Source organism: Rhodococcus sp. W8901, from assembly GCF_013348805.1.
Classification (GTDB): domain Bacteria; phylum Actinomycetota; class Actinomycetes; order Mycobacteriales; family Mycobacteriaceae; genus Prescottella.
In genome coordinates, this window is record NZ_CP054690.1 from 4477974 (window position 1) to 4504260 (window position 26287).

Below are 26287 nucleotides of genomic sequence, written 5' to 3' on the forward strand. Positions count from 1 at the left end.
CCGGGTCAGGCAGGAGCGGACTCGAGCAGTTCCCCGATCGGTACGCCCGACGCGATCTTCGCGCGCATCTTCATCACCGCGCCGGCCGATCCGGCACCGACGACCGCGGTCAGCGCGCCGCCGCGCGAGTAGTACACGACGAACTTGCGCCCGTCGTCCTTGATCACGTGGACGTCGTCGTCGGCCGAGACGGTGCCCAGGGCCTGGATCTTGAGCCCGTACTGGTCGCTCCAGAAGTACGGAACCTGCGCCGGCGCGTCCGGGTCGCCGGTACCGGTGAGCGCACCCGCGAGGATTTTCGCCTGGTCACCGGCGTTGCTCCAGTGTTCGACGCGCTTGTGACCGCCCGTCTCGTGACGCCACGCGGCGACGTCACCGATGGCCCACACGTGCGGATCGTCGGTCCGGCCCACCTCGTCGCACAGCACGCCGTTGCCGAGCGCGACCCCCGAGCCCTCGAGCCAACCGGTGACCGGCACCGAGCCGATACCGATCGCGACGACGTCGACGTCGAGTTCCGTGCCGTCGGACAGCACCGCGCCGCTGACCCGGCCGTCGCCGGTGAGGGACGCGAGCCCCACGCCGGCGCGGACGTCGACGCCCTCGTCGCGGTGCATGCGCCCGACCAGCGCGCCCACCTGCTCCCCCAGCACCGACGCGAGCGGCGCGGGCTGCGGCTCGACCAGCACGACGTCCAACCCGAGGCCGCGCATGCTCGCGGCCAGCTCGCACCCGATGAAGCCGGCGCCGACGACCAGGGCCCGGGCCCCCTCGCACAGGTCTGCACGCAGCGCGCGGCTCTCGTCGACCGAACGCAGGACGTGGACGCCGTCCAGTTCCGGCAGGCCCGGAATGCGGCGCGGGGTCAGGCCGGTCGCGATCACCAGGTCGCCGTATGCGATCTCGGTCCCGTCCGACAGCGAGACCGTGCGGTTCTCCCGGTCGAGGCCCGTCGCGGCGGCGCCGAGACGCAGGTCGATCCGTTGCTCGTCGAAGAACTCCCGCGGCCGCAGCGTCGTGTCGTCGTTCTCGCCACGCACCACTTCCTTCGACAGCGGCGGCCGGTCATACGGCAGGTGCGGCTCGTCGCCGACGATCACCAGCTCACCGTCGTAGCCCGACTGACGCAGTTCCTCGGCGGCGCGGACGGCGGCCAGACCGGCCCCGACGATCACGACCGGACCCACGGTGTTCTCGTTACTGGACATGCCTGCCAACCCTCCATCACCCGGTGCGGGACCTACCCACCAAACTAGAACATGTTCTTACCAAATCCGAGCCGCGGACGGGTACCCGCCGTTCACGGGCCTCAGCGCTCCGCGACACCCGGCACCGGCACCTGCGCACCTGTGATCGCCGCCGATGCGTCGCTGCACAGGAACGCGACGACCTCCGCTATCCGCTCGGGCGAGACCCAGCCGCTGCGGTCGGCGCCGGGCTGATCCGCCCGGTTCGCCGGGGTGTCGATCATCGACGGCAGGACCGCGTTGGCGCGGATCCCGTCGCGGGCGTACTCGACCGCCAGAGCGCTGGTCAGCGCCCACACCGCGGCCTTCGACGTCACATAGGCCGAGGCGCCGGAGAACGGCGCGAAGGCCGCCTTGCTCGACACCGTCACGATCGAGCCACCCCCGGCCTCGATCAGGTGCGGCACCGCGGCCTGCGTCGTGAGATAGAGCGGACGCAGATTCAGGCGCAACATCGACTGGAAGTCCTCGACCGGCGTCTCGTGCAATCGCTTGCCCATCGCGAAACCGCCGACCAGGTTCGCAACGGCCGTCAGTGGTGCGTCCGCGTCGGAGGTCGCGACACCGACCACCTCGGCGACGCTGTCCGCATCGAGCAGGTCCGCACGAACCGGCACGACGGCCGGATGACTGCCGAGCCGCTCCGCCGCGCCCGCCGAGTGCCACGGCACGACGACGCGCCAGCCGGCGTCCGCGAGCGTGCGCGTCACCGCGACACCCAGCCCACCCGTCCCACCCGTCACCAATACCGTTGCGCTCATTCGTCCCTCACCTCTCGACATGCGACGGCCGTCGCTGCTCGAATGCCCTGTCGCTCGAACCGTAGCCCGTCGCGGCACCCGAGAGAACGCAGAAGTCACTACAGTTGAACCGGAACCGGAGCCGACGCGGGAACGGCACCGTAAGAGGAGCGACGATGACCACTGATCCGGGTGCAGGTTCGAACGCGGGCGGCGGGCGAATCCCGTTCGGGGCAAGCGGGACGCCCGACCTGATCAGCTCGCAAGGCAGGACGATCATCGCGGACGCGGTGGTCGCGAAGATCGCGGGCATCGCCACCCGCGAGATCAACGGCGTCTACGACGTGGGTGGCGGCACCGCACGCGTCGTCGGGGCGCTGCGCGACCGCATCCCCGGCGCACGCGTCGACCACCGGCAGGGCGTCGCGGTCGAGGTCGGCGAGAAGCAGGCCGCGATCGACATCGGCATCGTCGCCGAGTACGGCGTGGCACTGCACGAACTCGCCGCCGGGATCCGCCGGAACGTCATCGCCGCGGTCGAGAACATGACCGGCCTCGAGGTCACCGAAGTCAACATCACCGTCTTCGACGTCGTGCTCTTCGACGAGACCGACACCGGCGCCGAGTCCGACGCCAAACCGAGGGTGCAGTGACCGAGCCTGTCGCACAAACACTCTCACCGGCGGAGCTGGCCGCACGGGCGACACTGGCGGTGCCCGAGGTGGCGGGACTGCACGGCGGCGAGTTCGGCGAGATCGCCACATATCTGCCTGGCCGCCGGGTGACCGGCGTCAGGCTCGGCGACGACCACTGCTCGGTGCACGTCACCGTGCGGTACCCGGCCGACCTGTTCGCCACCGCCGAACGGGTGCGCGCCGCCGTCCACGCGGTCGTGGGCATTCCGGTGGACGTGACGATCGAGGACCTGACCGACACCCCCGACGACGAGACAGGACCCGAACTATGAGCAGTACAAGCATGGGACTGATCGCGGGACTCCTCCTGGCCCTGGCCGGAATCCTCGGCGGCTTCAGCGGTTTCGTCTTCGCGGTGCTCCTCGGCGCGGTCGGGATGGCGATCGGCGCCCACCGCGACGGCCACCTCGACCTCGGCGCCCTGCTCCGATCCCGCGGCCGTGGCTGAACCGGACACCGAACCGAGCGACGCCCCGCCGGCTCAGACAGCGATCGACGAACCGGGGTCACGCGGCAGCTTGGTCATCAAGGACCGGGCGATCGCGAAGATCGCGACCACCGCCGCGCTCCAGGTGCCCGGTGTCGTGTCGCAGGGCGGCGGGCTCACCCGCTTCACCGGGCGCGAACTGCCCCGCGCCGACGTCTCCACCGGGACCCGGTCGGTGTCGGTCAACCTGTATCTCGGCGTGCACTGGCCGTGCGACGTCGCGGAGCTGACCCGGCGCGTCCACCACGAGGTGGGCGAACAGGTCGAGAACCTCACCGGAATGCCGCTGCACCAACTCGGTGTCCTCGTCGCCGGCACCGGCCCCGACACCCCGGGCGATTCGGACATCGCCTGCCCGACGCCCTCCCCCGCCGACACCGTCACCGCGCCGCGGCCACCGGCCGCCGCACCCGCCGCCGTCCCCGCGGCGATCCTGATCGCGCTGGGCCTGCTCGGGTTGGCCGCCGTCGCCGCCCGCGAACTGCTCATATCCCGCGGCACCATCTCGGGTGCACCCTGGCTGCGGAACACGTTCGAATGGCTCGGACGCCTGCACTGGGAGCAGTGGCTGGTCCCGGTCGCGCTCGCCGGCCTCGTCGTCGGCATCCTGTTCGTGCTGCTCGCGCTCGCCCCGCGCACCCGCACCCACGTTCCGCTGCGCGCCGACGACGGCGTCGCCACGGTGTGGATGCGGCCCGTCGACGTCGCCCGCATGTGCAGTGCGCGCGCCGGCACCGTGCCCGGCGTGGTGTCCGCGCACACCACCGTGGACCGCCGCCGCGCCACCGTTCACGCGATCACCGACGCCGCCGTCACCGGATCCGATGCCGACAACCTGCGAGAAGCGGTCGTCGGCGCCGTCGGAGACGGACTCTCACTCCTCGGACGCCCGCTGAAGCTGCGCGTCAAGACGCGCACGGACCGCAAGCAGGCACGGTCGTGAAGCGCAGCGCGGCCGCACTGAACCGCCTCCTGGTCCTCGTCGTCGGCCTCGCACTCGCCGCGGCCGGAGCGACGGCACTCGCATGGGACCGCGGCGTGACCGCGATCCGAGACGCGGTGGCCAATTTCGACCGTGACCGGCTGATCGAGGTCCCCGACCAGAGCTGGTGGCATGCGGCGCTCGCCGTGACCATCGGCGTCTCCCTCGTCCTGGCGGTCGTCGTCCTCGCCGTCGACCTCACCCGTCGGCGCGCCTCGCCCAGCCAGTTCCTCGAGTCGCGGACGGACACACCCGTTTCCATCGACCTCGGCCCGATCGCGAACGGTGTCGCCACCGAACTCGCGCAGCTGCCCGGGGTGCGGCGGGCGCGGGGTCGTGCGCTGTCGGATCGTGGGCTCGCGACGATCCAGGTGACCGTCGAAGCCGATCCGCACTCCGACGTCGCCGCGCTCACCCGCGCGTCCGAGCGGATCGCCGCCACCACGACATCCGCACTCGGCGGCACCGCTGTCGCCGACGTCGCGATTCGCATCCTGCTGCACCTCGACCGCGCCGACCACCCCCCGGTGGCTGCACCCGCCACACCCGGCCCGCAGTCCACCGCCGGCAGTGGAGCAGACTGACACCATGCGTGACACGGGCCCCGACCTCTCGAACACCGACTCCGACTTCGAGGGCACGGATTTCGACGGCGAGGACTTCTCCGACGCGACCTTCGCCGGCGAGACCTGGCAGCACCGCAACTACACCGGCTGCACGTTCCGGGACACCGACATGTCGAACCTCGTCACCGAATCGGTGACGTTCACAGACTGCGACTTCACCGGCGCCGATCTCACCGGCTCACAGCACAGCGGATCGGCGTTCCGGAACTGCCACTTCGAGTACACCCGCATGTGGGACAGCATCTTTCGGCATTCGAGCTTCATGGGTTCGGTCATCCGGGAGTCCCGAATCCGCCCGCTCACGCTCGAGGAGGTGGACTTCACCCTCGCCTCGCTCGGTGAGATCGACCTGCGCGGCGTCGACCTGTCGGGCTGCCGGTTGCGAGAGGCCAACCTGGTCAAGGCAGACCTGCGCAAGGCGATCCTGCGCGGCGCCGACCTGACCGGCGCACGCACCGGGGACCTGCGCCTCGACGACGCCGACCTGGAAGGTGCCCGCGTCGACGCCGCCCTATGGACCTCCGCGAGGCTCACCGGCGCGCGCATCGAGATGCACCAGGCAGTAGGCTACGCGGCCGCGAACGGCCTGCGGGTGGCCGGCCACTAGCCGCTCACTCGCCCGATCATTCGGTGGGCCGGACGAACTCCGGCTGATCGAGCACCCGCAACCAACTGCCGTCCGCCTGCCGGCGGACCACCTGCGCCCGCGCGCCCGCCCCGTCCCGGGGCGGCGTCGACGTCAACGCGAGATCGCCGCTCACGAGCGTCGGCAACGGCGGTTCCGGCTCGAAACGAGGCGCGGGCGCCAGCACCTCCGCCCACAGCTCGCGGATCGCGTCCCGGCCCACCGTCACCGATCCGGGCGGGTACGCCATCACCGCGTCCTCCGCGTACAGCGCGGCGACCCCGTCGGCATCGCCCGCGTTGGACCGTTCGACGAACAGTCTGGTGAGGTCCTCGGGTGTCCGTGCCTTCTCTGCCTTCTCCGCCTTCACTGCCTTCTCTGTGTGCGCCTTCGTCATGCCTGTTCCTCTCGTGCACCGGATTCGGTACATCGAGCATCCGACGGCGGGATCGAGAAGTCCAACAGATAGTTGTTCTCAGAACTAGAATTATCAGTCATGGAACTGCGTCAGCTCGAATACTTCGTCGCGGTCGCCGAGGAAGCCAACTTCACGCGCGCCGCTGCCCGCGTCCACGTCAGCCAGTCGGGAATCAGCGCGCAGATCCGGCAACTCGAGAACGACCTCGGCGCACCCCTGTTCGACCGCTCGACGCGCACTGCCACCCTCACCGTCGCCGGCGAGGCGGCGCTCACACACGCCCGCGCCGCGCTGGCCGCAGCCAGCGCCGTCCGTGAGGCGGTCGACGACGTCAATCACCTGGTCCGGGGTCGACTCGAGGTCGGAATGGTCACGGCGTGCACCGTGACGCCACTGTTCGACGCACTGTCCGCGTTTCATCGCGCGCATCCGGGCGTCGAGGTGAGCCTGACCGAGAACAACTCCGATCGGCTCGTCGACGGCGTGCGCGGCGGCACGATCGAGCTGGCCCTCGTCGGGGTTGCCGGCAGCGCGCCCGCCGATCTGGCCTCGTTCACGCTGGTGAGTGAGCGCCTGGTCGCCGCAGTGCCCACCGGTCATCCGCTGACCCGGCTGCCGTCGGTGACGCTGGCCGACGCGTGCGCACATCCCCTGATCACGCTGCCGATGGGCACCGGTATCCGCACCGTCCTCGAGCAGGGGTGCGCGGAACTGCGGCGCCGGCCCGACATCGCGCTGCAGGCCAGCGCCCCCGACACCGTGGCCGACCTCGCGGCCCGCGGACTGGGCGTCGCGATCCTCAGCGAATCGATGGCCGCGTCGTATCCGGACCTGGAATCGCGGGTGGTCTCCGACGTCGCTGTCGATGCCGTCCTGGCCCTGGTGTGGAAGCCGGATCCGTCCCCGGCACTGCGCGAACTCCTGGTTCACGCCCGGCGCGCGTTCGGCGCCACCGTCTGACACCGGCCGACCGCGGCCTGTTCGCCTCAGGGTGGGAGTGGCTTGCCGTCACCGGTCGGGGTCGAGGTGCAGCAGCGCGTGCCGACTCGCTCGTCGTGCGGATCTCGATCGGCTCGAGGCCTCTGTGAGGAGCAGATCCATGACGGACACCCCCGCTTCTGCGGACCCCGAGGACGTGGTCAACTTCCGGTTCGAGGAGGTTGTCGACAATCGTCGACACGATCCGGCGCCTGTTGTGTTCCATCCGCAGATGAAAATCCGCCGGATGGGTGTTCAGGCAGCGGTCCGCCACCTGCTGGCCGCCGGCCCCGGAGGGGTCCGAAGCCGGATTCCCGCGCCACCTTCGTGGCCACGCACACGGGCGAGTTCCTCGGCATCCCCGCGACCGGCCGCAGGATCGAATTCGACGAGGTTCTGATCATGCGGGTCTCCGCCGGCAGGATCACCGAAGTCTGGGCCCTCGCGGACGAACTCTCCCTCCTGGAGCAACTCGGCGCGGTCGTGCAGGGCGCACGACGACGACTCCTCGCGACGTTGTCCCCGGTAGGGAACCCGCCGTGGCCGACGACGTCAGGGGGTGCCTGTCCAGGCCCGGAAACGCGCAATGGCGCCCACTCCCGAAGGAGTGGGCGCCATTGACTGGATCAGACGGGATCAACCGTCAGTGATCAGAGAATCACTTGATGATCTTGGTGACGCGACCGGCGCCGACGGTGCGGCCACCCTCACGGATCGCGAAACGCAGGCCCTCGTCCATAGCGACCGGCTGGATCAGCACGACGGACATCTCGGTGTTGTCACCGGGCATGACCATCTCGGTGCCCTCGGGCAGGGTCACAACGCCCGTCACGTCAGTCGTACGGAAGTAGAACTGCGGACGGTAGTTGTTGAAGAACGGCGTGTGGCGGCCGCCCTCGTCCTTGGACAGGATGTACGCCTGGCCCTCGAACTCGGTGTGCGGGGTGGTGGTGCCGGGCTTGACCACAACCTGGCCACGCTCGACGTCCTCGCGCTTGATGCCACGAACCAGCAGACCGACGTTGTCGCCGGCCTGGCCCTGGTCGAGCAGCTTGCGGAACATCTCGATGCCCGTGACCGTGGTCTTGGTGACATCGGGACGGATGCCGACGATCTCGACTTCCTCGTTCACGTTGACAACGCCACGCTCGATACGACCGGTGACGACGGTGCCACGACCGGTGATCGTGAAGACGTCCTCGACCGGCATCAGGAACGGCTTGTCCGTCTCACGAACCGGGTCCGGGATGGAGTCGTCGACGGCCTGCATGAGGTCGACGATCGACTGAACCCACTTCTCGTCACCCTCGAGCGCCTTGAGCGCCGAGATCGGGATGACCGGAGCGTTCTCGTCGAACTCCTGGCCTGCCAGCAGCTCGCGGACCTCCATCTCGACGAGCTCGAGGATTTCCTCGTCGTCGACCATGTCGGCCTTGTTCAGGGCGACGAGGATGTAGGGCACGCCGACCTGGCGGGCGAGCAGCACGTGCTCACGCGTCTGCGGCATCGGGCCGTCGGTGGCGGCCACGACCAGGATCGCGCCGTCCATCTGGGCGGCACCGGTGATCATGTTCTTGATGTAGTCCGCGTGACCCGGAGCGTCGACGTGCGCGTAGTGGCGCTTCTCCGTCTGGTACTCGACGTGGGAGATGTTGATCGTGATACCACGAGCCTTCTCCTCCGGCGCCTTGTCGATCTGATCGAAAGCGAAGCTCTCGTTCAGATCCGGGAACTTGTCGGCGAGCACCTTGGTGATGGCCGCGGTGGTCGTGGTCTTGCCGTGGTCGACGTGACCGATGGTGCCGATGTTCACGTGCGGCTTGGTCCGCTCGAACTTCGCCTTCGCCACTGGATGTCCTCCTGGACTGATTGTGCTTGCGGTATGCAGCAGTGCGGTTGGTTATTACGTTGGTCGTGCTTCGGCCGACGAAACCGAGGTTACTCGCCGGTCGCCTTGGCGATGATTTCCTTCGAGACGTTCGAGGGAACCTCTGCGTAGGAATCGAACACCATGGAGAAGTTCGCTCGGCCCTGGGTCTTCGACCGCAGATCACCGATGTAACCGAACATCTCCGAGAGCGGAACCAGCGCCTTCACGACACGGGCACCACTGCGTTCCTCCATGGCCTGGATCTGGCCACGGCGGGAGTTGAGGTCGCCGATCACTTCACCCATGTAATCCTCGGGCGTGGTGACCTCGACAGCCATGATGGGCTCGAGAATGACCGGGCCGGCCTTGCGGGCGGCTTCCTTCAGCGCCTGCGAACCGGCGACCTTGAAGGCCATTTCCGAGGAGTCGACGTCGTGGTAAGCGCCGTCGAGCAGGGTCAGCTTGAGGTTCACGAGCGGGTAGCCGGCGAGAACACCGTACTGCATCGCATCCTGTGCACCGGCGTCGACCGACGGGATGTACTCGCGCGGAACGCGGCCACCGGAGACCTTGTTCTCGAACTCGTAGCTCGCGCCGTCCTCGCCGATGAACGGCTCGAGGGCGATGATGACCTTTGCGAACTGGCCCGAGCCACCGGTCTGCTTCTTGTGGGTGAACTCGTGCTTCTCGACCGGCCGGGTGATGGTCTCGCGGTACGCGACCTGCGGCTTGCCGACGTTGGCCTCGACCTTGAACTCACGACGCATACGGTCGACGAGGATGTCGAGGTGGAGCTCGCCCATGCCGCCGATGACGGTCTGGCCGGTCTCCTCGTCGAGCTCGACCGAGAAGGTCGGGTCCTCTTCGGCCAGCTTCTGGATCGCGGTGCCCAGCTTCTCCTGGTCGGACTTGGTCTTGGGCTCGATGGAGACCTGGATGACCGGATCCGGGAAGGTCATGGACTCGAGGACGATCGGGTTCGCCTGGTCGCACAGGGTGTCACCAGTCGTGGTGTCCTTCAGGCCGATCATCGCGTAGATGTGGCCGGCCACGGCCTCGTCGACCGGGTTCTCCTTGTTGGCATGCATCTGGAAGAGCTTGCCGATGCGCTCCTTCTTGCCCTTGGTCGCGTTGAGGACCTGGGCACCCGGCTCGATACGACCCGAGTAGACGCGCACGAAGGTGAGCTTGCCGAAGAACGGGTGCGCAGCGATCTTGAAGGCCAGAGCCGAGAACGGCTCGTCCTTGCTCGGCTTGCGCTTGAGGATGGTCTCCTCGTCGTTCAGCTTGTGACCCTCGACCTCGCCGATGTCCAGCGGGTTCGGCAGGTAGTCGATGACCGCGTCGAGCATGGGCTGAACGCCCTTGTTCTTGAACGCGGAACCACACAGAACCGGGTACAGCTCGGAGGCGACCGTCATCTTGCGGATGGCGCCCTTGATCTCCTCGACCGTGAGCTCCTCGCCGCCGAAGTACTTCTCCATGAGAGCTTCGTCGGACTCGGCAACGGTCTCGAGCAGCTTCTCGCGGTACTCGGCAGCCTTGTCGGCCAGATCCGCGGGGATCTCCTCGATGGTGGGCTCGGTACCGGTCGGCACGACGCCGCGCCAGGTGATGGCCTTCATCTCGACGAGGTCGACGACGCCGTCGAAGTCGTCCTCAGCGCCGATCGGCAGCTGCAGGACCAGCGGCTTCGCGCCGAGGCGATCGATGATGGTCTGCACGGTGAAGTAGAAGTCCGCGCCCATCTTGTCCATCTTGTTGACGAAGCAGATGCGCGGAACGTCGTACTTGGCAGCCTGGCGCCAGACCTGCTCGGACTGGGGCTCGACGCCCTCCTTGCCGTCGAACACGGCAACGGCGCCATCAAGAACACGGAGGGAGCGCTCGACCTCGACCGTGAAGTCGACGTGGCCGGGGGTGTCGATGATGTTGATCTGGTTGTTGTTCCAGAAACAGGTGACAGCAGCGGAGGTGATGGTGATACCACGCTCCTTCTCCTGCTCCATCCAGTCGGTGGTCGACGCACCGTCGTGGGTCTCACCGATCTTGTAGTTCACACCGGTGTAGAAGAGGATGCGCTCGGTGGTGGTGGTCTTACCGGCATCGATGTGCGCCATGATGCCGATGTTGCGGACCTTGTTCAGGTCGGTCAGCACTTCCTGTGCCACAGGATTCTTCCCCGCTCGTTGCTCGTGTCGGTCCTTGTCGGGACCACGTTCTTGTGTTGTCAGCCGGCCCGGGTGACGGAACCGACACAGTAGTGACCAACGCCAGGCCGAGGGATTCGGTGCCGTGAGGCTCCCCCGGCCTGGCGTGGTGTCACCAGCGGTAGTGCGCGAACGCCTTGTTGGCTTCAGCCATCTTGTGGGTGTCCTCGCGACGCTTCACGGCTGCACCGAGGCCATTGCTGGCATCCATGAGCTCGTTGGCGAGACGCTCGACCATGGTCTTCTCACGACGTGCACGCGAGAAGGTCACCAGCCAGCGCAGGGCCAGCGTGGTGGAGCGGCCGGGGCGAACCTCGACCGGCACCTGGTAGGTGGCGCCACCGACGCGACGGCTGCGGACCTCGAGGGCGGGCTTGACGTTGTCGAGCGCGCGCTTGAGGGTGACGACCGGATCGGTGCCGGTCTTCTCGCGAGCCTGCTCGAGTGCTTCGTAGACGATGCGCTCGGCGGTGGACTTCTTGCCGTCCAACAGGATCTTGTTGACGAGCTGCGTGACCAGCGGCGAACCGTAGACCGGGTCGGCGATCAGCGGGCGCTTGGGAGCGGGGCCCTTACGTGGCATTAGCTCTTCTCCTTCTTGGCGCCGTAGCGGCTGCGTGCCTGCTTGCGGTTCTTGACGCCCTGGGTGTCGAGCGAGCCGCGGATGATCTTGTAGCGCACACCCGGGAGGTCCTTCACACGACCGCCGCGAACGAGCACCATCGAGTGCTCCTGCAGGTTGTGGCCCTCACCCGGGATGTAAGCGGTGACCTCGACGGAGCTGGTCAGGCGCACACGGGCGACCTTTCGCAGCGCGGAGTTCGGCTTCTTCGGGGTGGTGGTGTACACGCGAGTGCACACACCACGACGCTGCGGGCTGCCCTTGAGGGCCGCGGTCTTGACCTTGGCGGTCTTGTCGCGGCGGCCCTTGCGGACCAGCTGGTTGATGGTTGGCATTTACCGGCTTTCTTCTTCGGTTTCGGACTGCTCGTACAGGAACCCGTTCAAGCAACCTTGGCTGTTCTGAAATTAGGGATCCATCGGTTGGGGCAAGAGAGCTGCTGCCCCTCACCCGTCCCTCATGTGCACACGAGGTCGGGCGTGTCGCGCACCCCTACACAGGCAACCGGATGCTCGTACCTGCAGAAACAGCAGAAACTCGCGCACGGCAATGCCTCGCATAGGCACACAGATCGGCCCGAGCACGAGGGAGAGTTGCCTGCGTAGCGACCCCCACGGTCGGACACGACCCCCAACGATACCCGGCGGCTCCGTTCGAGGTCAAAGCGGGCCGAACATGGTATGCCCGGCGTGGTATGTGAGTCCGGAAATCTCCGGGCGAGTCGGACCGGTCCGACCTCACGCGCTCAGGTTCAACGTCAGCTTTGCCAGCGCGACCGCGGCGTCACACGGATCGGGGTGTCCGGCCGACTGGAACTGCACCCACCAGCCCACGACGCCCCCGGCCGGGCCACCGGCCGAGATCCCACAACTGCCCGGATCCTGCGGGGGTCGCGACAGCACCGCACGCCGCCCCTCGACGGTGATGTCCTGCACCGCATACCCCAGCTGCTCGGACGTCCGGCGCTCGATGTCGAGCCCGCCGGTCTCGAACCAGTTGAACGTCACCCGGACCGGACCGCTCGGGCCGCCGACGGTCCAGCGGCAGATCGCGCCGAAGAAGCCCCGCTCGATCGAGTCACCGCCGACCGCCTCGGCGATCTTCTCGGGCGGCACGACGTCGCACTCGGTGAGCAGCGCCGCGAACCGCGACGACGCACCGGGCTCGGTCGCACCGACCGGGGTCGGCGTGCCGGCGACGGTCGAGGCACAGCCCGCGAGCAGGAGCACACCGGCCAGGACAGCGGTGGGGACGGCGGCGAGTGTCGAGGTCCGGGTCAACGTCACTTCCCCCTCGACGCGGTGAGCTCCGCGAGATGTCGTGCCGCGGTGCACGGATCGGCCGACGGCACCGAGTCGACGTATGCGACCGACCAGTGCACGAAGTCGTCGTCGAACTCGACCCCCAGCTCGCACAGCCGACTCGACACGGACGCCTCGAAACCGGGACGCCCCTCGATCTCGATGTCGGTGGCCGGACGCCCGATCAGCTCACTGCCGGCCCGCTCGCGACCGATCGGGCTTCCTCGATACCAGGAGAACGACACGTGCGGTCCAGGCTGCCCGGCCGCCGGCGAGACCTGCCACTCGCAGCCCACCGAGTTGCGGACCACCGACCCGAAACTCGGGACGCCGAAGGCCGCGGCCACCTCCTCGTCGGTGACCGATCCGCACTCCCCGAAGAAGGGACCGGACGTGCGTGCGGTCGACGCCGACGAACCGCTGGATTCGTCAGAACCGCCCGCCGCCGCGCCGCATCCGGTGACCAGCACCGCGACACCCGCCAGCACCCCCACCAGCTTGTTCGACATGGAGCGGAACTGTACCGGCTACGACACCGGCGAGGCGGGTGCCGTCGCGTCCACGCGCTGCGCGTCGAGTGGCCGCAGCGCGGCGTCGAGCTGGACCGCCCAGCACCGCACGATCTCGGCGCGACGGCGCGAGTCGTCGGTGAGGACGTCCGCGAGCCCGAGACCGCGGGCGAGGTCGAGGGTGGCCTGGACGAGCCGCCGGACCGTGGGGTTCGAATCGTCGACGCCGAGGCTCTCGACGGCCGTGCGGTGGGCGATGCGACCGAACCGCTCCTCGAGCGGCAGCACCCGTGCCCGTAGTTCGGGGTCGGCGGCCGCCGCCGTCCACACCTGCAGCGCCGCCTTGAACAGCGAACCCGAGTAGTAGTCGACGAGCCGGGCCACGACCGCCTCCGTCCGGCCCGCCCCTTCGGGCAGCTCGGTGACCTCACGCCGCGCCTGTTCCATCCGGCTGTCGAACATGAACTCGAGCGCCGCGGTGATGAGATCCTCGCGGGTCGGGAAGTGGTGCTGCGCGGCACCGCGGGAGACGCCGGCGCGCTGCGCAACGACCGCGACCGTTGTCGCGGACCACCCGAAATCGGTCAGACAGTCGACCGTGGCTTCAAGGAGCCTGTGCCGGGTCAGCCTGCTCCGGTCCTGCTGGGGTGCGCGCATGTCGTCGCTGTCCTCTCCTACCCGCCCTACCGATATGTGCATCCGAAGTTAACACCGTGAAAGTTAGGGTTACCTACGTCACATTCTCATTGCGAACCAGACTCGGGCACGTTATCAATCTTCCCTGAGGAAGGATTGCCTTCCCTACTAACACCACATCCACAGGAGCATCACCATGGGTTCTGCCGAGATCCTCGACTTCTTCGACTTCGTGACCGACTTCGCCGGCGCTGCCAGCGACCTCTTCGGCGCCCTCAGCTTCTTCGCGGGCTCGCTCGAGACCGTCTCGGGCATCTTCGGCTGATCCGACGCCCCGACGAGCGCGGGGTCCCGTCCATCACGGAAGGAACCCCGCGCTCGTTTCAGCCGTCGACGGCCCACCTCGGCGGCCGCTTCTGCATGAACGCGGTGATCCCCTCGACCGCATCCGCCGACCCGAACAGGGCCGCCGACTGTGCGGCGAGCACCTCCCCGTAGCGGTCGAAGTCCTCGAGCATCCGCATCGTCGTGAGCTTCTTGGATTCGGCCAGCCCCTGCGGCGAGCATTTCCGCAGTGTGGCGACCAGTTCCCGAACGGTGTCGTCCGAGTCCTGCACGGCCTCGCTGATCAGTCCGATCGCCTCCGCCTCGTGCGGGCCGAACTTCTCGCCTGTGAGGAAGTAGCGTCCCGCCGCGCGCGCCGTGAGCCGCGGAATCACGGTGAGCGAGATGATCGACGCCGCCAGCCCGAGACGCGCCTCTGTCAGGGCGAACGTGCTGTCCGGCCCGGCGACGACGATGTCGCACGCCCCCACCAGTCCCATCCCGCCGGCACGGACGTGTCCGTCCACTCGGGCGATCACGGGCTTGGGCAGTTCGACGATCGCCCTCAACAGCTTGACCATCTGCCGGGTCCGCTCGGCGGCGAGTTCCGCCGGGCTCGCATCGACCGCCCCGGAGGCCCCGGACGCCCCGGACGCTTCCGACAGATCCGCACCCGCACAGAACGTGCCCCCGGTGTGGGTGAGCACGACCGTGCGGGCGGCATCGTCGGCCGCGGCGTCGGCCAATCCCTGCAGCAGTTCGGCGACCAGCCTGCTCGAGATCGCGTTGCGGTTGTGCGGTGAGTCGAGGGTGAGCGTGGCGCAGCCGTCCGCGACGTCGTATCGAACGAAACGATCCGTCATACGCACCGCCTCAGTACGACTTCGGCAGGCCCAGCGAGTGCTGGGAGACGAAGTTGAGGATCATCTCGCGACTCACCGGCGCCACCCGCGCGATCCGCGCCGCGCCGAGCATCGCCGACAGCCCGTATTCCTTGGTGAGACCCGCGCCGCCGTGCGTCTGGATCGCCTGATCGAGGGCCCTGATGCTGGCCTCGGCCGCCGCGTACTTGGCCATGTTCGCGGCCTCCGCCGCACCGAAGTCGTCGCCGCTGTCGTAGAGGACGGCGGCCTTCTGCATCATCAGCTTGGCCAGTTCGAGTTCGATCTTGCACTGCGCCAGCGGATGCGCCAGCCCCTGGTGGGCGCCGATCGGCGTCTTCCAGACGGTCCGTTCCTTCGCGAACTTCACACCGGCTTCGAGGGCCCACCGACCCATACCGATCGCCATGGCCGCACCGAGGATGCGCTCGGGGTTGAGGCCCGCGAACAGCTGCATCAGCGCGGCGTCCTCCGATCCGACGAGCGCGTCGGCGGGCAGCCGGACGTCGTCGAGGAACAGCGTGAACTGGTGATCCGGCTCGATGATGTCCATGTCCATGCGCTGCGCGACGAAGTTCTCGGCGTCGGTGGGCACGATGAACAGCGCGGGCTTGAGCTTGCCCGACTTGTGGTCCTCGGTGCGGGCCACGATCAGCACGGCGTCGGCCTGGTCGACGCCGGAGATGTAGACCTTGTTGCCGCGCAGGACCCAGTCCTCGCCGTCGCGCCGGGCGGTGGTGGTGATCTGGTGCGAGTTGGAACCGGCATCGGGTTCGGTGATGCCGAACGCCATGATCTTGGAGCCGTCCGCGAGCGCGGTCAGCCATTCCTGCTTCTGCGCATCGGTGCCGTACTTGCCGATGATGGTGCCGCAGATCGCGGGCGAGACCACGACCAGCAGCAGTCCGGCGCCCTGCGCCGCGAGTTCCTCCTGCACCAGGGCGAGTTCGTAGATGCCCGCTCCCCCGCCGCCGTACTCCTCGGGGAGGTTGACGCCGAGGAACCCGAGCTTGCCGGCCTCGTTCCACAGCTCCGTGAGCGGCTCGCCCTTGCGTGCCTTGGGAAGTACGTAGTCGACGTAGTTGAAGCGCTGCGCGAGCTTGGAGACCGCCGCCCGCAGCTCCTTCTGCTCGTCCGTCTCGATGAAGCTGCTCATGCGGTTTCTCCTTCTGCGACTTCTGCTTCCACGATTGCCAGGACCGATCCGACGTCGACCTGCTGGCCGACGACGACGGGTAGTTCGGTGAGCACACCGGCGGCGGGCGCCTTGACGGTGTGCTCCATCTTCATGGCCTCGAGCCACAGGATCGGCTGTCCGGCCGCCACGTGATCACCCGCTGCCGCCCCCAGCCTGATCACCGCGCCCGGCATGGGTGCCAGCAGCGACCCCTCCGCGAGGACGGTCGACGGGTCGACGAATCTCTGTATCGCCGTGAGCGATACCGGTCCGAGCGCCGAGTCGACATATACCCGGTCGCCGTAGCGGGCGACGTCGAAACCGCGCCGCAGACCGGAGACGTCGAGCACGACGTGGTCCGGCCCGGAGGAAATCAGGGCGACGTCCTCGAAGTCCTCCGCGATCAGTCCCGACCGGGTCTGCAGGTAGCGGACGTCGTACTCGCCGTGTGCTCCCGTGTACTGCTTGCTCTGCGGCTGCGACGGCAGGTTCCGCCAGCCGCTGGGCAGACCGGCGTTCACCGGCGCCGCGACACGATTGCGAGCGGCGTCGGCGAGCGCGGCCGCGAGTGCGGACAGCTTCTCGGCCTGCTCGTCGGCGAGGGGACGCGCCAGCCGGTCGAGCCCGTGGGTGTCGAAGAACGCGGTGTCGGTGTCGCCCGCGAGGAACGCGGGGTGCCGCAGGACGTTCACCAGCAGGTCGCGGTTGGTCTGCAGTCCGTGCAGCCGGGTGCGGGCCAGTGCGGACGCCAGCACCTGCGCGGCCTGGGTGCGGGTGGGCGCGAACGAGATGACCTTCGCGAGCATCGGGTCGTAGAAGACGCTCACCACGGAGCCGTCCTCGACACCCGAGTCCAGGCGCACCCCGGCCCGGTCGAGGACCTCGAACTCCGCAGTGCTGCCGCGCAGTTCGATGCGCTCGACGGTGCCGCTCTGCGGTCGCCAGTTGTGGGCGGGATCCTCGGCATACAGCCGGACCTCGATCGAATGTCCGCGCAGGGCAGGCGGTTCGGCGGGCAGTGCGGCGCCCGCGGCCACCTCCAGCTGCAGCTCGACGAGGTCGAGCCCCGTGGTGCACTCGGTGACCGGGTGTTCCACCTGCAGGCGGGTGTTCATCTCCAGGAAGAAGAACTCGCCCTGTTCGTCGGCGAGGAACTCGACGGTGCCGGCACCCTCGTACCCGATCGCGTTCGCGGCGAGCCGGGCCGCCTCGAACAGCCTGGCGCGCATGGCGGGAAGGCGTTCGACGAGCGGCGACGGGGCCTCCTCCACCACCTTCTGGTGGCGGCGCTGGATGGAGCACTCTCGCTCCCCCACCGCCCACACCGTGCCGTGCCGGTCGGCCATCACCTGCACCTCGATGTGCCGTCCGGTCTCGAGGTAGCGCTCGCAGAACACCGTCGGATCGCCGAACGCCGACTGCGCCTCCCGCGCGGCCGCCTCGATCTCGCGGGGCAGCGCCGCCAGCTCGCGCACCACCCGCATGCCGCGGCCGCCGCCACCGGCGGACGCCTTGACGAGCACCGGCAGATCGGCCTCGGTGACCGCCGCCGGGTCCAGCTCGGCGAGGACGGGGACGCCGGCGTCGGCCATGATCCGCTTGGACTCGACCTTGGAGCCCATCAGCTCGATGGACTTGACCGGCGGGCCGATCCACGTGAGGCCGGCGGCCTCCACGGCCTGCGCGAAATCGGCGTTCTCCGACAGGAACCCGTAGCCGGGATGGATCGCGTCGGCGCCGGCGGCGCGGGCCGCAGCGATGAGCGCGTCGGCGCGCAGGTAGGTCTCGGCGGGCGTCGAACCCGGGAGCCGGACCGCGGCGTCGGCCTCGGCGACGTGCGGGCTGGCGGCGTCCGGATCGGAGAACACCGCCACCGTGCCGACACCGGTGCGGCGGCACGTCGCGAAGACGCGTCGGGCGATCTCGCCGCGGTTGGCGACCAGGACGGACGTGACGGGGGACGTACTCACAGTGCTACTCACTCGGTTCCTCACATCCGGAAGACACCGAAGTTCGCGGTGCCCTCGATCGGGGCGGTGGCAATGGCCGACAGGCACATTCCCACCACCGTGCGGGTGTCGCGGGGGTCGATGACGCCGTCGTCGTAGAGCCGTCCGGACAGGAACATCGGCAGCGACTCGGCTTCGATCTGGTTCTCGATCATCGCGCGCATCCCGGCGTCGGCCTCCGCGTCGAACGCCTGCCCGCGGGCCTCGGCGGCGGCCCTGCCGACGATGGAGATGACGCCCGCCAGCTGGGCGCCGCCCATCACCGCCGACTTGGAACTGGGCCATGCGAACAGGAACCGCGGGTCGAACGCGCGGCCGCACATGCCGTAGTGACCGGCGCCGTACGACGCCCCCAGCAGGATCGAGATGTGCGGAACCGTGGAGTTCGAGACGGCGTTGATCATCATCGAGCCGTGCTTGATCATGCCACCCTCCTCGTACTCCTTGCCGACCATGTAGCCGGTGGTGTTGTGCAGGAACAGAAGTGGAGTGTTCGACCGGTTCGCGAGCTGAATGAACTGGGTGGCCTTCTGGGACTCCTCGCTGAAGAGCACGCCACGCGCGTTGGCGAGGATGCCGATCGGGTAGCCGTGGAGTTCGGCCCAGCCGGTGACGAGGGACGAGCCGTACATCGGCTTGAACTCGTCGAAGTCGGAACCGTCGACGATGCGGGCGATCACCTCGCGCGGATCGAACGGAATCTTCAGATCGGCCGGGACGATACCCAGCAGCTCCTCGGGATCCTCGAGCGGCTCGATCACCTCGGCGCGCGGCGCCGGACCCTGCTTGCGCCAGTTCAGCCGATTGACGATGCTGCGACCGATGCGAATCGCGTCGTGCTCGTCCACCGCGAAGTAGTCCGCGAGACCCGATGTGCGGGCGTGCATCTCGGCACCCCCGAGCGCCTCGTCGTCGGACTCCTCGCCGGTGGCCATCTTCACCAGCGGCGGCCCGGCCAGGAACACCTTGGAGCGTTCCTTGATCATCACGACGTGGTCGGACATGCCGGGGATGTAGGCGCCGCCGGCGGTGGAGTTACCGAACACCAGCGCGATCGTGGGAATGCCGGCCGCCGACAGCTTGGTGAGGTCACGGAACATCCGTCCGCCCGGGATGAAGACCTCCTTCTGCGTCGGCAGGTCGGCGCCGCCGGACTCGACGAGCGAGATCACCGGGAGCCGGTTCTGCACCGCGATGTCGTTGGCGCGGAAGCCCTTCTTGAGGGTCCACGGGTTGGACGTGCCACCGCGGACCGTCGGATCGTTCGCGACGATGAGGCACTCGACGCCGCTGACGACACCGATGCCGACGATCGTCGACGCACCCACCGGGAACTCGGTGCCCCACGCCGCGAGCGGCGACAGCTCGAGGAACGGCGAATCCGGGTCCAGCAGCAGTTCGATCCGCTCGCGGGCGAGCAGTTTGCCCCGCTTGTGGTGCCGCTCCACGTACTTCTCGCCACCCCCGGCGAGCGCCTTCGCGTGCTCGGCCTCGATCTCGGCGAGCTTGGTCGTCATCGACTCGGCCGCAGCCGTGTACTCCGGCGCGTCGGTGTCCAGTGTCGACTTCAGGATCGTCATGCCTGGTACCCCAATCGCTTCGCCGCCAGGGAGGTCAGGATCTCCGTGGTCCCGCCCCCGATGCCCAGAATCCGCATGTCCCGGTACTGCCTCTCCACTTCGCTCTCCTGCATGTAGCCCATGCCGCCGAACAGCTGCACGGCCTGGTTGGCCACCCATTCGCCGGCCTCGACGGCGGTGTTCTTCGCGAAACACACCTCGGCGACGAAATCCTCGTCCGACGTGAGCGACCGCTCGACGAGCGTGCGCGTGTAGACGCGGGCGACGTCGATGCGGCGGGTCATCTCGGTGACCGTGTTCTGCACGGCCTGCCGCGAGATCAGCGGACGGCCGAACGTCTCGCGGTCGCGGCACCACTGCAGCGTGAGGTCGAGGCAGCGCTGCGCACTCGCGTACGCCTGCGCGGCCAGCGCGATCCGCTCGGTGAGGAACGCCTGCGCGATCTGCACGAACCCCGAGTTCTCCTCGCCCACCAGGTTTTCCACCGGAACGCGGGCATCCACGAACGACAGTTCGGCGGTGTCCGACGCGCGCCAGCCCATCTTGTCGAGCTTGCGGGCCACCTCGAATCCCGGTGTGCCCTTCTCGATCACGAGCAGCGACACCCCACCGGCACCCGGACCACCCGTGCGCACCGCGGTGACGACGAAGTCGGCACGCACCGCGGAGGTGATGAACGTCTTGGACCCGTTGACGATGTAGTGGTCGCCGTCGCGGACGGCCGTGGTGCGCAGGTGTCCGACGTCGGAGCCGCCGCCGGGCTCGGTGATCGCCAGCGAGCCGATCTTCTCGCCCGCGAGCGTCGGCCGCACCCAGAGATCGATCTGCGCGGGATCACCCGCCGCGACAAGGTGCGGCAAGGCGATCCCGCACGTGAACAGCGAGGCGAACAGCCCGCCCGATGCCCCGGCCTGGTGCATCTCCTCGCAGATCACGACCGCGTCCACCAGGTCGCCGCCGTCGCCGCCGACCTCCTCGGGGAAGCCGGCGCCGAGCAGGCCGAGGGCCGCGGCCTTCCGATGCAACTCGCGCGGGATCTCGCCGTCGCGCTCCCAGTGGTTCAGGTGCGGCAGGATCTCCTGCTCGACGAAGCCTCGGACCGTCTTGCGTAGCTGGTGCCGTTCGGGTGTGTCCCACACACTCATGCGTGCCCTTCCTGAAGTTCATCGGCGTAAGAGGGAACCAGGGCGATGGGGATCTCGATGTGCCGGGACCGCAGCCACTCGCCGAGCCCCTTGGCCTGCGGGTCGAAGCGGGCCTGCGACGCGACGCCGCGGCCGAGGATGCCCTCGATCACGAAGTTGACCGCCCGCAGGTGCGGCAGCACGTGCCGGGTCACGTTCAGGGCCTTCGTCTCCGGCAGCATCCGTTTGACCTCGTCGACGGTGAGGGCGTGCACCAGCCAGCGCCACTGGTCGTCGGTGCGGACCCACACGCCGACATTGGCGTTGCCGCCCTTGTCGCCGCTGCGGGCGGCTGCGATCGCGCCGAGGGGTGCACTCACCGTCTGGGTCTGCGGAAGCGGCTCCGGCAGAGCCGGTTCCGGGAGTTCCTCGAGCCCTCGGGTGACGCCGCTCGGGGGGATGTCGATGCGCGTACCGTCCGGCAGCACCGCGACGTGCGGCACCTCGCCCGCGTCGACGTAGCCCGGGGTGAACACCGCGTAGGGCTGCCCGTTCGACGGCGGCGCCGTGAGCGTGAAGCCGGGGTAGCTCGCGAGCGCCAGTTCGACCGCGACCGACGAGAAGGCCCGGCCGACGACGTTCGGGTCGGTGTCGCGAACCGTGCAGCGCAGCAGTGCGCTCGCGGCCTCCTCGGTGTCGGCGTCGGGGTGGTCCGTCCGCGCGAGCGTCCACTCGAGTTCCTGCGGCCGCACCGTCAGCCACGCATCCAGTTGCTGCCGAACAAGATTCGCCTTGGCATCGATGTCGAGTCCGGTGAGCACGAAGGTGGCCTCGTTCCGGAAACCGGCGAGCGCGTTGAGCGACACCTTGTACTGCGGGGGCGGCGCCTCGCCGGTGACACCGGAGATACGGACACGGTCCGGGCCGTCGTCGGAGAGCACGGCGGAATCCATGCGCGCCGTGACGTCCGGGTTCGCATAACGGCCGCCGGTGATCTCGTACAGCAACTGCGCCGTCACGGTCCCCCGGCTCACGGCTCCGCCGGTACCGGCGTGTTTGGTGATGACCGACGAACCGTCGTCGTGGATCTCCGTGATCGGGAAGCCGGGACGTCCCAGGTCGGCGATCTCGGTGAACCACGAGTAGTTGCCACCGGTTGCCTGCGTGCCGCACTCGATCACGTGACCGGCCACCACCGCACCCGCGAGGCGGTCGAAATCGTCCCGGGCCCAGCCGAAGTGCGCGGCGGCCGGCCCCACGATCACCGACGCGTCGGTGACGCGCCCGGTCACCACGACGTCCGCTCCCCCGTTCAGGCACTCGACGATCCCCCATGCCCCCAGGTACGCGTTGGCGGTCAGCGGCGTGGTCTCGCGGTCGAGCCCGAGTTCGGCGGCCCGCGCGATGAGGTCGTCGCCCTCGACGTGCGCGATGCGGGCGTTCAGCCCCAGCCGGTCGTTCACCTCGCGCAGCGCGTCGACGAGTCCGGCCGGGTTGAGTCCGCCGGCGTTGGCGACGATCTTCACGCCGCGGTCCAGTGCGAGCCCGAGGCAGTCCTCGGCCTGGCGGAGGAAGGTCTTCGCGTAGCCGCGCGTCGGGTCCTTCATCCGATCGCGGCCCAGGATGAGCATCGTCAACTCGGCGAGATAGTCACCGGTGAGATAGTCCAGGTCGCCGCCCTCGAGCATCTCCCGCATCGCCGAGATGCGGTCGCCGTAGAAGCCGGAGCAGTTCCCGATCCGGACCGGGGCCGTCACTGGGCCGTCTCCGCCGCCGCGGAGTCACTGGACTCACGTCCTGTGCCCGACGGCCCCGCGAACGCCTGCGCGATGCCGAGCCACTGTTCTGCGTCGTCACCGGTGGTCCGCAGCGCCGTGTCGCCGCGGTGCACGCGCTGCGTGACCAGCAGGCAGAAGTCCTCGGCGGAGCCGCTCACTCGCTGCGCGGCATCCGCGGGGCCCCACGCCCAGACGGCGCCGTCCGGTGCGGCCAGTTCCACGCGGAACTCCTCGGCCGGCGGGGTGAGCTGGTTGACGCCGTACGCGAAGTCGCGGGTGCGCACCCCCAGCCGTGCGATGTGCTGCAACCGGTCCGTCGCGACGGACACCGCGCCGAGTGCCTCGGCGACGTCGCGGCCGTGCGCCCATGTCTCCATCAGCCGAGCGGTCGCCATCGACGCCGCGCTCATCGGCGGCCCGTACCACGGCAGTTTGGTGCCGACCGGAACCTCCTGCAGCACCGCCGCGAGCTTGTCCCGGGTTTCGCGCCAGTCGGCCAGCAGCTCCTGCGGTGGGCGCCGCGCCTCGATCTCGGCGCCCTCGTCCACGAAGCCGTACGGGTTCTTCCACGCCTCCGCCAGTTGGGCGGTGAAGGCGTCCTCGTCGGTGGCCGCCGACAGCGCGGCGCGGTCGGTCCACGCGAGGTGGCCTATCTGGTGCGCGACGGTCCAGCCCTCGGCCGGAGTGGGCGTCGCCCACTCCGACTCGGGCAGATCCGCAACGAGCGCGTCGAGGGCGGCACCCTCCGCCCGCAGGTCGTCGACGATCTTGTTCAGGTCAGCCACATACCCTCCTCGAATCCTGAGACCAGCATCACACCGAAGAGATTAAAAATCAAGCACGCATGCTTGTTTATCGGGGATGCCGATCCGAATCAGAAGAGAACCCTCACCACTCAGGCACTCAAATGTGCCGCGCTGTCCCACGACCGTCGACGTCCGCCGTTGAGCGACCACCCGAGATCCGGGGTACGGGTGACCGGATGAAGCCGCTCGATCGCGAAGTTCGTGATCGGAAGACGCTCCACCAGTTGCTGCTCGGCGAGCATGCTCCCGGTCATCCCCTGCTCGAAAAGCGAATACGCCGTGTGATTGACCGAATGGACGGCGACCTGCAGCGCCGTCAGTGCCGTGGAGTGGGGCCCGAATTCGGCGAGCGTGTGACCGCCCCCGACCGTGGTTCCCACGACCGCGTAGTAGTGCCAGTTCGAAGTGTTGTCCGGGTTGTGCGCGACGCCAGGCTCTACAGCCATGATGCGCCCCTTCCCTACTCGAGGCTCCTGTCGTGACGATAGGACTGCACCCCGACAAGTCCGGGGCGACGCGCCGAGATGCCCCCGAGAAACGCGAAGAGCCCCCGAGCGATTCGCATCGCTCGGGGGCTCAACCCATGGCACGCCGGGTGCCGGAAGGCTCAGTGCATCATTACCGGCTGGACGTCCTCCGTCGTCGCCACGACCCGCTTGCGCGGCAGGAAGAACGCCGGGATCAGGGTGACGAGGACGAGCACGAACGCCACCATGAAGGTGCCACCGAACGACTCCGCGGACGCGTCGAGCATCTGCGCGATGCCTGCCGGATCGGTCGGCGGCGCAGCCTCCTTGTCCAGCCCGTGGGACGTCATCTGGCTGGTGAGAACCACCGACATCGTCGCGGTACCGATCGAGCCGGCAACCTGCTGCACGATGTTCATCAGCGTCGAGCCGCGGGCGATCATCTCGTGCTTGAGCGTCACCATCGCGGCGGTCATCAGCGGCATCATGGTGCAGCCCATGCCCATGCCCATCACGAACAGCGAACCGAGCAGGAGCGGGTACGGCGACGTCGCGGTCAACTGGGTGAACGTGAACATGCCCAGCGCGATCAGCGGAATACCCGTCAGAACGATCTTGCCCGGTCCGAGCTTGTCGACCAGTCGGCCGGCGATCGGCATCGTGACCATCGCACCGATGCCCTGCGGCGCGAGCAGCAGACCCGCCGCCATCGCAGACTCACCGCGCACCTGGATGAAGTAACTCGGGAACAGCAGCCCGGCACCCATGAACGCGATGATGAACACGGTCGTGGTGAGGACGGCCACCGTGAGCTGACGGTTCTTGAACAGGTGCAGATCGATCAGCGGATCCGTCTTGCGCAGCGCATGGAAGACGAAGCCGATGATGAGCGCGAGACCGATACCGACGGGGATCAGCACGTCGGGCGACAGGCCCTTGCCGTGTTCGGGAATCGACGAGACCCCGTACAGGAACAGCGCCAGACCCGGCGAGAGCAGGACCATGCCGACAAGGTCGAAGGGCTGCGACGGGCTCGGCTCGTCCTTGGGCAGCAGCTTGAAAGCGGCCACCAGCGCGATGATGCCGACGGGCAGGTTGATCAGGAAGATCCAGTGCCAGCTGGCGGCGTCGATCAGCCAGCCACCGAGGATCGGTCCGCCGATGGGACCGAGCAGCATCGGGATACCCAGCACCGCCATGACCCGGCCGACGCGCTCCGGGCCGGCAGCACGCGTCATGATCGTCATACCGAGCGGCATCAGCATGCCGCCGCCGAGGCCCTGCAGGACTCGGAACCCGATCAGCGACGTGATGTCCCACGCGAACGCACAGGCCACCGATCCGATGACGAACAGCACCAGGGCGCCGATGTACAGCCGCTTGGTGCCGAACCGATCGGCCGCCCAGCCGGTGACCGGGATGACGGTGGCGAGCGCAAGCGTGTACGCGGTCATGGTCCAGGCGACGACCGCGTAGCTGGTGTCGAACTCCTGGGCGAACGTCGGCAGCGCAACGCTGACCACGGTGACGTCGAGGATGGACATGATGGCGCCGAGCACCACCACGGAGGCGATCTTGAGGACCGCGCCGTCGATCTTGTCCGACTCGGGCGCCCCGGTTGGGGGCGCCGCCGGCGAGTTGGGCGTCGTCATGTGCAGAATTCCTGACTTCGGGCCCGCAGGGCGTCGCCTGCGAGTATGGGTTTAAGGGCCTCGAGCAACCGGCTGCGGTCCGGCTGATCCAGCCGTCCCGCGAACGCGCGCAGCTCGTCACGCTTGTCCTCGAGATGACGGGAGGCCAGGGTTCGCCCGGCCTCCGTCAGCGAGACCCGTTTGATCCGGCGATCCTCGGGGTCCTCGCGGCGCAGCACCAACTCCTGGCACACGAGCTGATCGATGTTGCGACCGGCAGCGGCCACCGACATCCGAAGACATTCGGCGACCTCGTTGATCGCGATCGGCTCCCCGTGCTGCGCCAGCACGAAGAGCGCGCGGACCTGTGAGAACGACAGGTCCATCGCGACAAGGGTGTCCATCGACTCGGACTCCCCCATGCCGAGAAGGCGCATGATGAACTCCTCGAGCACGTCGTAGACCTCATCTGGAGTCACATCTGCCACGAGCGTCGATAGTAGCGACCCCGCAACTATTGCAACAATGCAAGGATGCCCGGCCGCCGCCCGAAGTTGCGACCCA

General features: G+C 68.4%; 29 protein-coding genes. 9 read left to right on the plus strand and 20 right to left on the minus strand.

Annotated features, from left to right (window positions below; all coding sequences use genetic code 11):
• Window positions 1-5: 5 nt before the first annotated feature.
• Together HUN07_RS20825 and HUN07_RS20830 are read right to left on the minus strand one after the other, a co-directional pair.
• The gene (locus HUN07_RS20825; protein WP_174912455.1) at window positions 6-1208 is read right to left on the minus strand and encodes an NAD(P)/FAD-dependent oxidoreductase; all 1203 of its coding nucleotides are present in this window, start codon (window positions 1206-1208) and stop codon (window positions 6-8) included.
• Window positions 1209-1309: 101 nt separating this feature from the next.
• Window positions 1310-2008, minus strand: coding sequence for an SDR family NAD(P)-dependent oxidoreductase (locus tag HUN07_RS20830; protein ID WP_174912458.1), 699 nt, complete (start codon window positions 2006-2008; stop codon window positions 1310-1312).
• A gap of 155 nt (window positions 2009-2163) precedes the next feature.
• On the opposite strand from HUN07_RS20830, the gene HUN07_RS20835 reads away from it, so the two are divergent.
• From HUN07_RS20835 to HUN07_RS20860, 6 genes are read left to right on the plus strand one after another with little or no spacing between them, the layout of a single operon-like run.
• Window positions 2164-2640: an Asp23/Gls24 family envelope stress response protein gene (locus tag HUN07_RS20835; RefSeq protein ID WP_114718798.1), complete on the plus strand. Its 477-nt coding sequence runs from the start codon at window positions 2164-2166 to the stop codon at window positions 2638-2640.
• Window positions 2637-2954: a hypothetical protein gene (locus HUN07_RS20840; protein WP_174912461.1), complete on the plus strand. Its 318-nt coding sequence runs from the start codon at window positions 2637-2639 to the stop codon at window positions 2952-2954. Before HUN07_RS20835 ends, HUN07_RS20840 begins: the two co-directional genes overlap by 4 nt.
• Window positions 2951-3130 (plus strand): DUF2273 domain-containing protein, encoded by a 180-nt coding sequence (locus HUN07_RS20845; RefSeq protein ID WP_114718796.1) that lies wholly within the window; start codon window positions 2951-2953, stop codon window positions 3128-3130. Before HUN07_RS20840 ends, HUN07_RS20845 begins: the two co-directional genes overlap by 4 nt.
• On the plus strand, window positions 3123-4112 hold the full coding sequence (locus HUN07_RS20850) for a DUF6286 domain-containing Asp23/Gls24 family envelope stress response protein (RefSeq protein ID WP_174912464.1): 990 nt from the start codon (window positions 3123-3125) through the stop codon (window positions 4110-4112). Before HUN07_RS20845 ends, HUN07_RS20850 begins: the two co-directional genes overlap by 8 nt.
• Window positions 4109-4735 (plus strand): hypothetical protein, encoded by a 627-nt coding sequence (locus HUN07_RS20855; RefSeq protein WP_174912467.1) that lies wholly within the window; start codon window positions 4109-4111, stop codon window positions 4733-4735. The genes HUN07_RS20850 and HUN07_RS20855 overlap by 4 nt, the downstream gene beginning before the upstream one ends.
• Window positions 4736-4739: 4 nt before the next feature.
• Window positions 4740-5384: a pentapeptide repeat-containing protein gene (locus HUN07_RS20860; protein WP_174912470.1), complete on the plus strand. Its 645-nt coding sequence runs from the start codon at window positions 4740-4742 to the stop codon at window positions 5382-5384.
• A gap of 16 nt (window positions 5385-5400) precedes the next feature.
• On the opposite strand, the gene HUN07_RS20865 is transcribed toward HUN07_RS20860, so the two are convergent.
• The gene (locus HUN07_RS20865) at window positions 5401-5799 is read right to left on the minus strand and encodes a YybH family protein (protein WP_174912472.1); all 399 of its coding nucleotides are present in this window, start codon (window positions 5797-5799) and stop codon (window positions 5401-5403) included.
• Between the two features lie 99 nt (window positions 5800-5898).
• Here HUN07_RS20865 and HUN07_RS20870 point away from each other — a divergent pair, with 99 nt between their 5' ends.
• Both HUN07_RS20870 and HUN07_RS27535 read left to right on the plus strand, forming a co-directional pair.
• Window positions 5899-6780, plus strand: coding sequence for a LysR family transcriptional regulator (locus tag HUN07_RS20870; protein ID WP_174912475.1), 882 nt, complete (start codon window positions 5899-5901; stop codon window positions 6778-6780).
• Window positions 6781-6858: 78 nt separating this feature from the next.
• Window positions 6859-7419 (plus strand): ester cyclase, encoded by a 561-nt coding sequence (locus HUN07_RS27535; RefSeq protein WP_368077056.1) that lies wholly within the window; start codon window positions 6859-6861, stop codon window positions 7417-7419.
• 37 nt (window positions 7420-7456) lie between these two features.
• On the opposite strand, the gene tuf is transcribed toward HUN07_RS27535, so the two are convergent.
• The 7 genes from tuf to HUN07_RS20910 form a co-directional block, all read right to left on the minus strand.
• Window positions 7457-8647, minus strand: a complete 1191-nt coding sequence (gene tuf, locus HUN07_RS20880; protein ID WP_114718791.1) for an elongation factor Tu — start codon at window positions 8645-8647, stop codon at window positions 7457-7459.
• Between the two features lie 89 nt (window positions 8648-8736).
• Window positions 8737-10839 carry an elongation factor G gene (gene fusA / locus HUN07_RS20885; RefSeq protein ID WP_114718790.1) on the minus strand — a complete coding sequence of 701 codons (2103 nt, stop codon included), beginning with the start codon at window positions 10837-10839 and terminating at the stop codon, window positions 8737-8739.
• 151 nt (window positions 10840-10990) lie between these two features.
• On the minus strand, window positions 10991-11461 hold the full coding sequence (gene rpsG, locus HUN07_RS20890; RefSeq protein ID WP_114718789.1) for a 30S ribosomal protein S7: 471 nt from the start codon (window positions 11459-11461) through the stop codon (window positions 10991-10993).
• Complete coding sequence (gene rpsL, locus HUN07_RS20895; RefSeq protein ID WP_107982750.1) at window positions 11461-11835, minus strand: 30S ribosomal protein S12; 375 nt, start codon at window positions 11833-11835, stop codon at window positions 11461-11463. The genes rpsG and rpsL overlap by 1 nt, the downstream gene beginning before the upstream one ends.
• Before the next feature lie 402 nt (window positions 11836-12237).
• Window positions 12238-12780, minus strand: a complete 543-nt coding sequence (locus tag HUN07_RS20900) for a DUF3558 domain-containing protein (protein ID WP_174914921.1) — start codon at window positions 12778-12780, stop codon at window positions 12238-12240.
• A 2-nt stretch (window positions 12781-12782) separates the two neighbouring features.
• Window positions 12783-13310, minus strand: coding sequence for a DUF3558 domain-containing protein (locus HUN07_RS20905; RefSeq protein ID WP_114718787.1), 528 nt, complete (start codon window positions 13308-13310; stop codon window positions 12783-12785).
• Between the two features lie 18 nt (window positions 13311-13328).
• A complete protein-coding gene (locus HUN07_RS20910) occupies window positions 13329-13967 on the minus strand; it encodes a TetR/AcrR family transcriptional regulator (RefSeq protein WP_114718786.1) in 639 nt (212 codons plus the stop codon).
• 175 nt (window positions 13968-14142) lie between these two features.
• Here HUN07_RS20910 and HUN07_RS27305 point away from each other — a divergent pair, with 175 nt between their 5' ends.
• Window positions 14143-14271 carry a hypothetical protein gene (locus HUN07_RS27305; RefSeq protein ID WP_258557615.1) on the plus strand — a complete coding sequence of 43 codons (129 nt, stop codon included), beginning with the start codon at window positions 14143-14145 and terminating at the stop codon, window positions 14269-14271.
• Window positions 14272-14329: 58 nt separating this feature from the next.
• Here HUN07_RS27305 and HUN07_RS20915 read toward each other — a convergent pair whose 3' ends face one another.
• The 10 genes from HUN07_RS20915 to HUN07_RS20960 all read right to left on the minus strand — a co-directional run bounded on the left by HUN07_RS20915 (window position 14330) and on the right by HUN07_RS20960 (window position 26211).
• Window positions 14330-15133, minus strand: a complete 804-nt coding sequence (locus HUN07_RS20915) for an enoyl-CoA hydratase family protein (protein ID WP_174912481.1) — start codon at window positions 15131-15133, stop codon at window positions 14330-14332.
• Between the two features lie 10 nt (window positions 15134-15143).
• On the minus strand, window positions 15144-16307 hold the full coding sequence (locus HUN07_RS20920) for an acyl-CoA dehydrogenase family protein (protein WP_174912484.1): 1164 nt from the start codon (window positions 16305-16307) through the stop codon (window positions 15144-15146).
• Window positions 16304-18298, minus strand: a complete 1995-nt coding sequence (locus tag HUN07_RS20925) for an acetyl/propionyl/methylcrotonyl-CoA carboxylase subunit alpha (RefSeq protein ID WP_174912487.1) — start codon at window positions 18296-18298, stop codon at window positions 16304-16306. Before HUN07_RS20925 ends, HUN07_RS20920 begins: the two co-directional genes overlap by 4 nt.
• A gap of 20 nt (window positions 18299-18318) precedes the next feature.
• Window positions 18319-19917, minus strand: coding sequence for an acyl-CoA carboxylase subunit beta (locus tag HUN07_RS20930; protein WP_174912489.1), 1599 nt, complete (start codon window positions 19915-19917; stop codon window positions 18319-18321).
• Window positions 19914-21062, minus strand: coding sequence for an acyl-CoA dehydrogenase family protein (locus HUN07_RS20935; protein WP_174912492.1), 1149 nt, complete (start codon window positions 21060-21062; stop codon window positions 19914-19916). The genes HUN07_RS20930 and HUN07_RS20935 overlap by 4 nt, the downstream gene beginning before the upstream one ends.
• Complete coding sequence (locus HUN07_RS20940; RefSeq protein ID WP_174912495.1) at window positions 21059-22798, minus strand: acyclic terpene utilization AtuA family protein; 1740 nt, start codon at window positions 22796-22798, stop codon at window positions 21059-21061. The genes HUN07_RS20935 and HUN07_RS20940 overlap by 4 nt, the downstream gene beginning before the upstream one ends.
• Entirely contained in the window at window positions 22795-23604 is an 810-nt protein-coding gene (locus HUN07_RS20945; RefSeq protein WP_174912498.1) for a TIGR03084 family metal-binding protein, read from the minus strand. The genes HUN07_RS20940 and HUN07_RS20945 overlap by 4 nt, the downstream gene beginning before the upstream one ends.
• Before the next feature lie 110 nt (window positions 23605-23714).
• Window positions 23715-24071 carry a hypothetical protein gene (locus HUN07_RS20950; RefSeq protein ID WP_114718778.1) on the minus strand — a complete coding sequence of 119 codons (357 nt, stop codon included), beginning with the start codon at window positions 24069-24071 and terminating at the stop codon, window positions 23715-23717.
• A 161-nt stretch (window positions 24072-24232) separates the two neighbouring features.
• Window positions 24233-25744: a DHA2 family efflux MFS transporter permease subunit gene (locus tag HUN07_RS20955; protein ID WP_114718777.1), complete on the minus strand. Its 1512-nt coding sequence runs from the start codon at window positions 25742-25744 to the stop codon at window positions 24233-24235.
• Window positions 25741-26211 carry a MarR family winged helix-turn-helix transcriptional regulator gene (locus HUN07_RS20960; protein ID WP_254622620.1) on the minus strand — a complete coding sequence of 157 codons (471 nt, stop codon included), beginning with the start codon at window positions 26209-26211 and terminating at the stop codon, window positions 25741-25743. The genes HUN07_RS20955 and HUN07_RS20960 overlap by 4 nt, the downstream gene beginning before the upstream one ends.
• Window positions 26212-26287: the final 76 nt, after the last annotated feature.

What these genes read in the sequence shown, in the direction of transcription:
- HUN07_RS20825 (WP_174912455.1), bottom strand. Translation starts at nt 1,208, where the DNA reads ATGTCCAGTAACGAGAACACCGTGGGTCCGGTCGTGATCGTCGGGGCC.
- HUN07_RS20830 (WP_174912458.1), bottom strand. Translation starts at nt 2,008, where the DNA reads ATGAGCGCAACGGTATTGGTGACGGGTGGGACGGGTGGGCTGGGTGTC.
- HUN07_RS20835 (WP_114718798.1), top strand. Translation starts at nt 2,164, where the DNA reads ATGACCACTGATCCGGGTGCAGGTTCGAACGCGGGCGGCGGGCGAATC.
- HUN07_RS20845 (WP_114718796.1), top strand. Translation starts at nt 2,951, where the DNA reads ATGAGCAGTACAAGCATGGGACTGATCGCGGGACTCCTCCTGGCCCTG.
- HUN07_RS20860 (WP_174912470.1), top strand. Translation starts at nt 4,740, where the DNA reads ATGCGTGACACGGGCCCCGACCTCTCGAACACCGACTCCGACTTCGAG.
- HUN07_RS20865 (WP_174912472.1), bottom strand. Translation starts at nt 5,799, where the DNA reads ATGACGAAGGCGCACACAGAGAAGGCAGTGAAGGCGGAGAAGGCAGAG.
- HUN07_RS20870 (WP_174912475.1), top strand. Translation starts at nt 5,899, where the DNA reads ATGGAACTGCGTCAGCTCGAATACTTCGTCGCGGTCGCCGAGGAAGCC.
- rpsG (WP_114718789.1), bottom strand. Translation starts at nt 11,461, where the DNA reads ATGCCACGTAAGGGCCCCGCTCCCAAGCGCCCGCTGATCGCCGACCCG.
- rpsL (WP_107982750.1), bottom strand. Translation starts at nt 11,835, where the DNA reads ATGCCAACCATCAACCAGCTGGTCCGCAAGGGCCGCCGCGACAAGACC.
- HUN07_RS20905 (WP_114718787.1), bottom strand. Translation starts at nt 13,310, where the DNA reads ATGTCGAACAAGCTGGTGGGGGTGCTGGCGGGTGTCGCGGTGCTGGTC.
- HUN07_RS20910 (WP_114718786.1), bottom strand. Translation starts at nt 13,967, where the DNA reads ATGCGCGCACCCCAGCAGGACCGGAGCAGGCTGACCCGGCACAGGCTC.
- HUN07_RS27305 (WP_258557615.1), top strand. Translation starts at nt 14,143, where the DNA reads ATGGGTTCTGCCGAGATCCTCGACTTCTTCGACTTCGTGACCGACTTC.
- HUN07_RS20915 (WP_174912481.1), bottom strand. Translation starts at nt 15,133, where the DNA reads ATGACGGATCGTTTCGTTCGATACGACGTCGCGGACGGCTGCGCCACG.
- HUN07_RS20920 (WP_174912484.1), bottom strand. Translation starts at nt 16,307, where the DNA reads ATGAGCAGCTTCATCGAGACGGACGAGCAGAAGGAGCTGCGGGCGGCG.
- HUN07_RS20930 (WP_174912489.1), bottom strand. Translation starts at nt 19,917, where the DNA reads ATGACGATCCTGAAGTCGACACTGGACACCGACGCGCCGGAGTACACG.
- HUN07_RS20935 (WP_174912492.1), bottom strand. Translation starts at nt 21,062, where the DNA reads ATGAGTGTGTGGGACACACCCGAACGGCACCAGCTACGCAAGACGGTC.
- HUN07_RS20950 (WP_114718778.1), bottom strand. Translation starts at nt 24,071, where the DNA reads ATGGCTGTAGAGCCTGGCGTCGCGCACAACCCGGACAACACTTCGAAC.
- HUN07_RS20955 (WP_114718777.1), bottom strand. Translation starts at nt 25,744, where the DNA reads ATGACGACGCCCAACTCGCCGGCGGCGCCCCCAACCGGGGCGCCCGAG.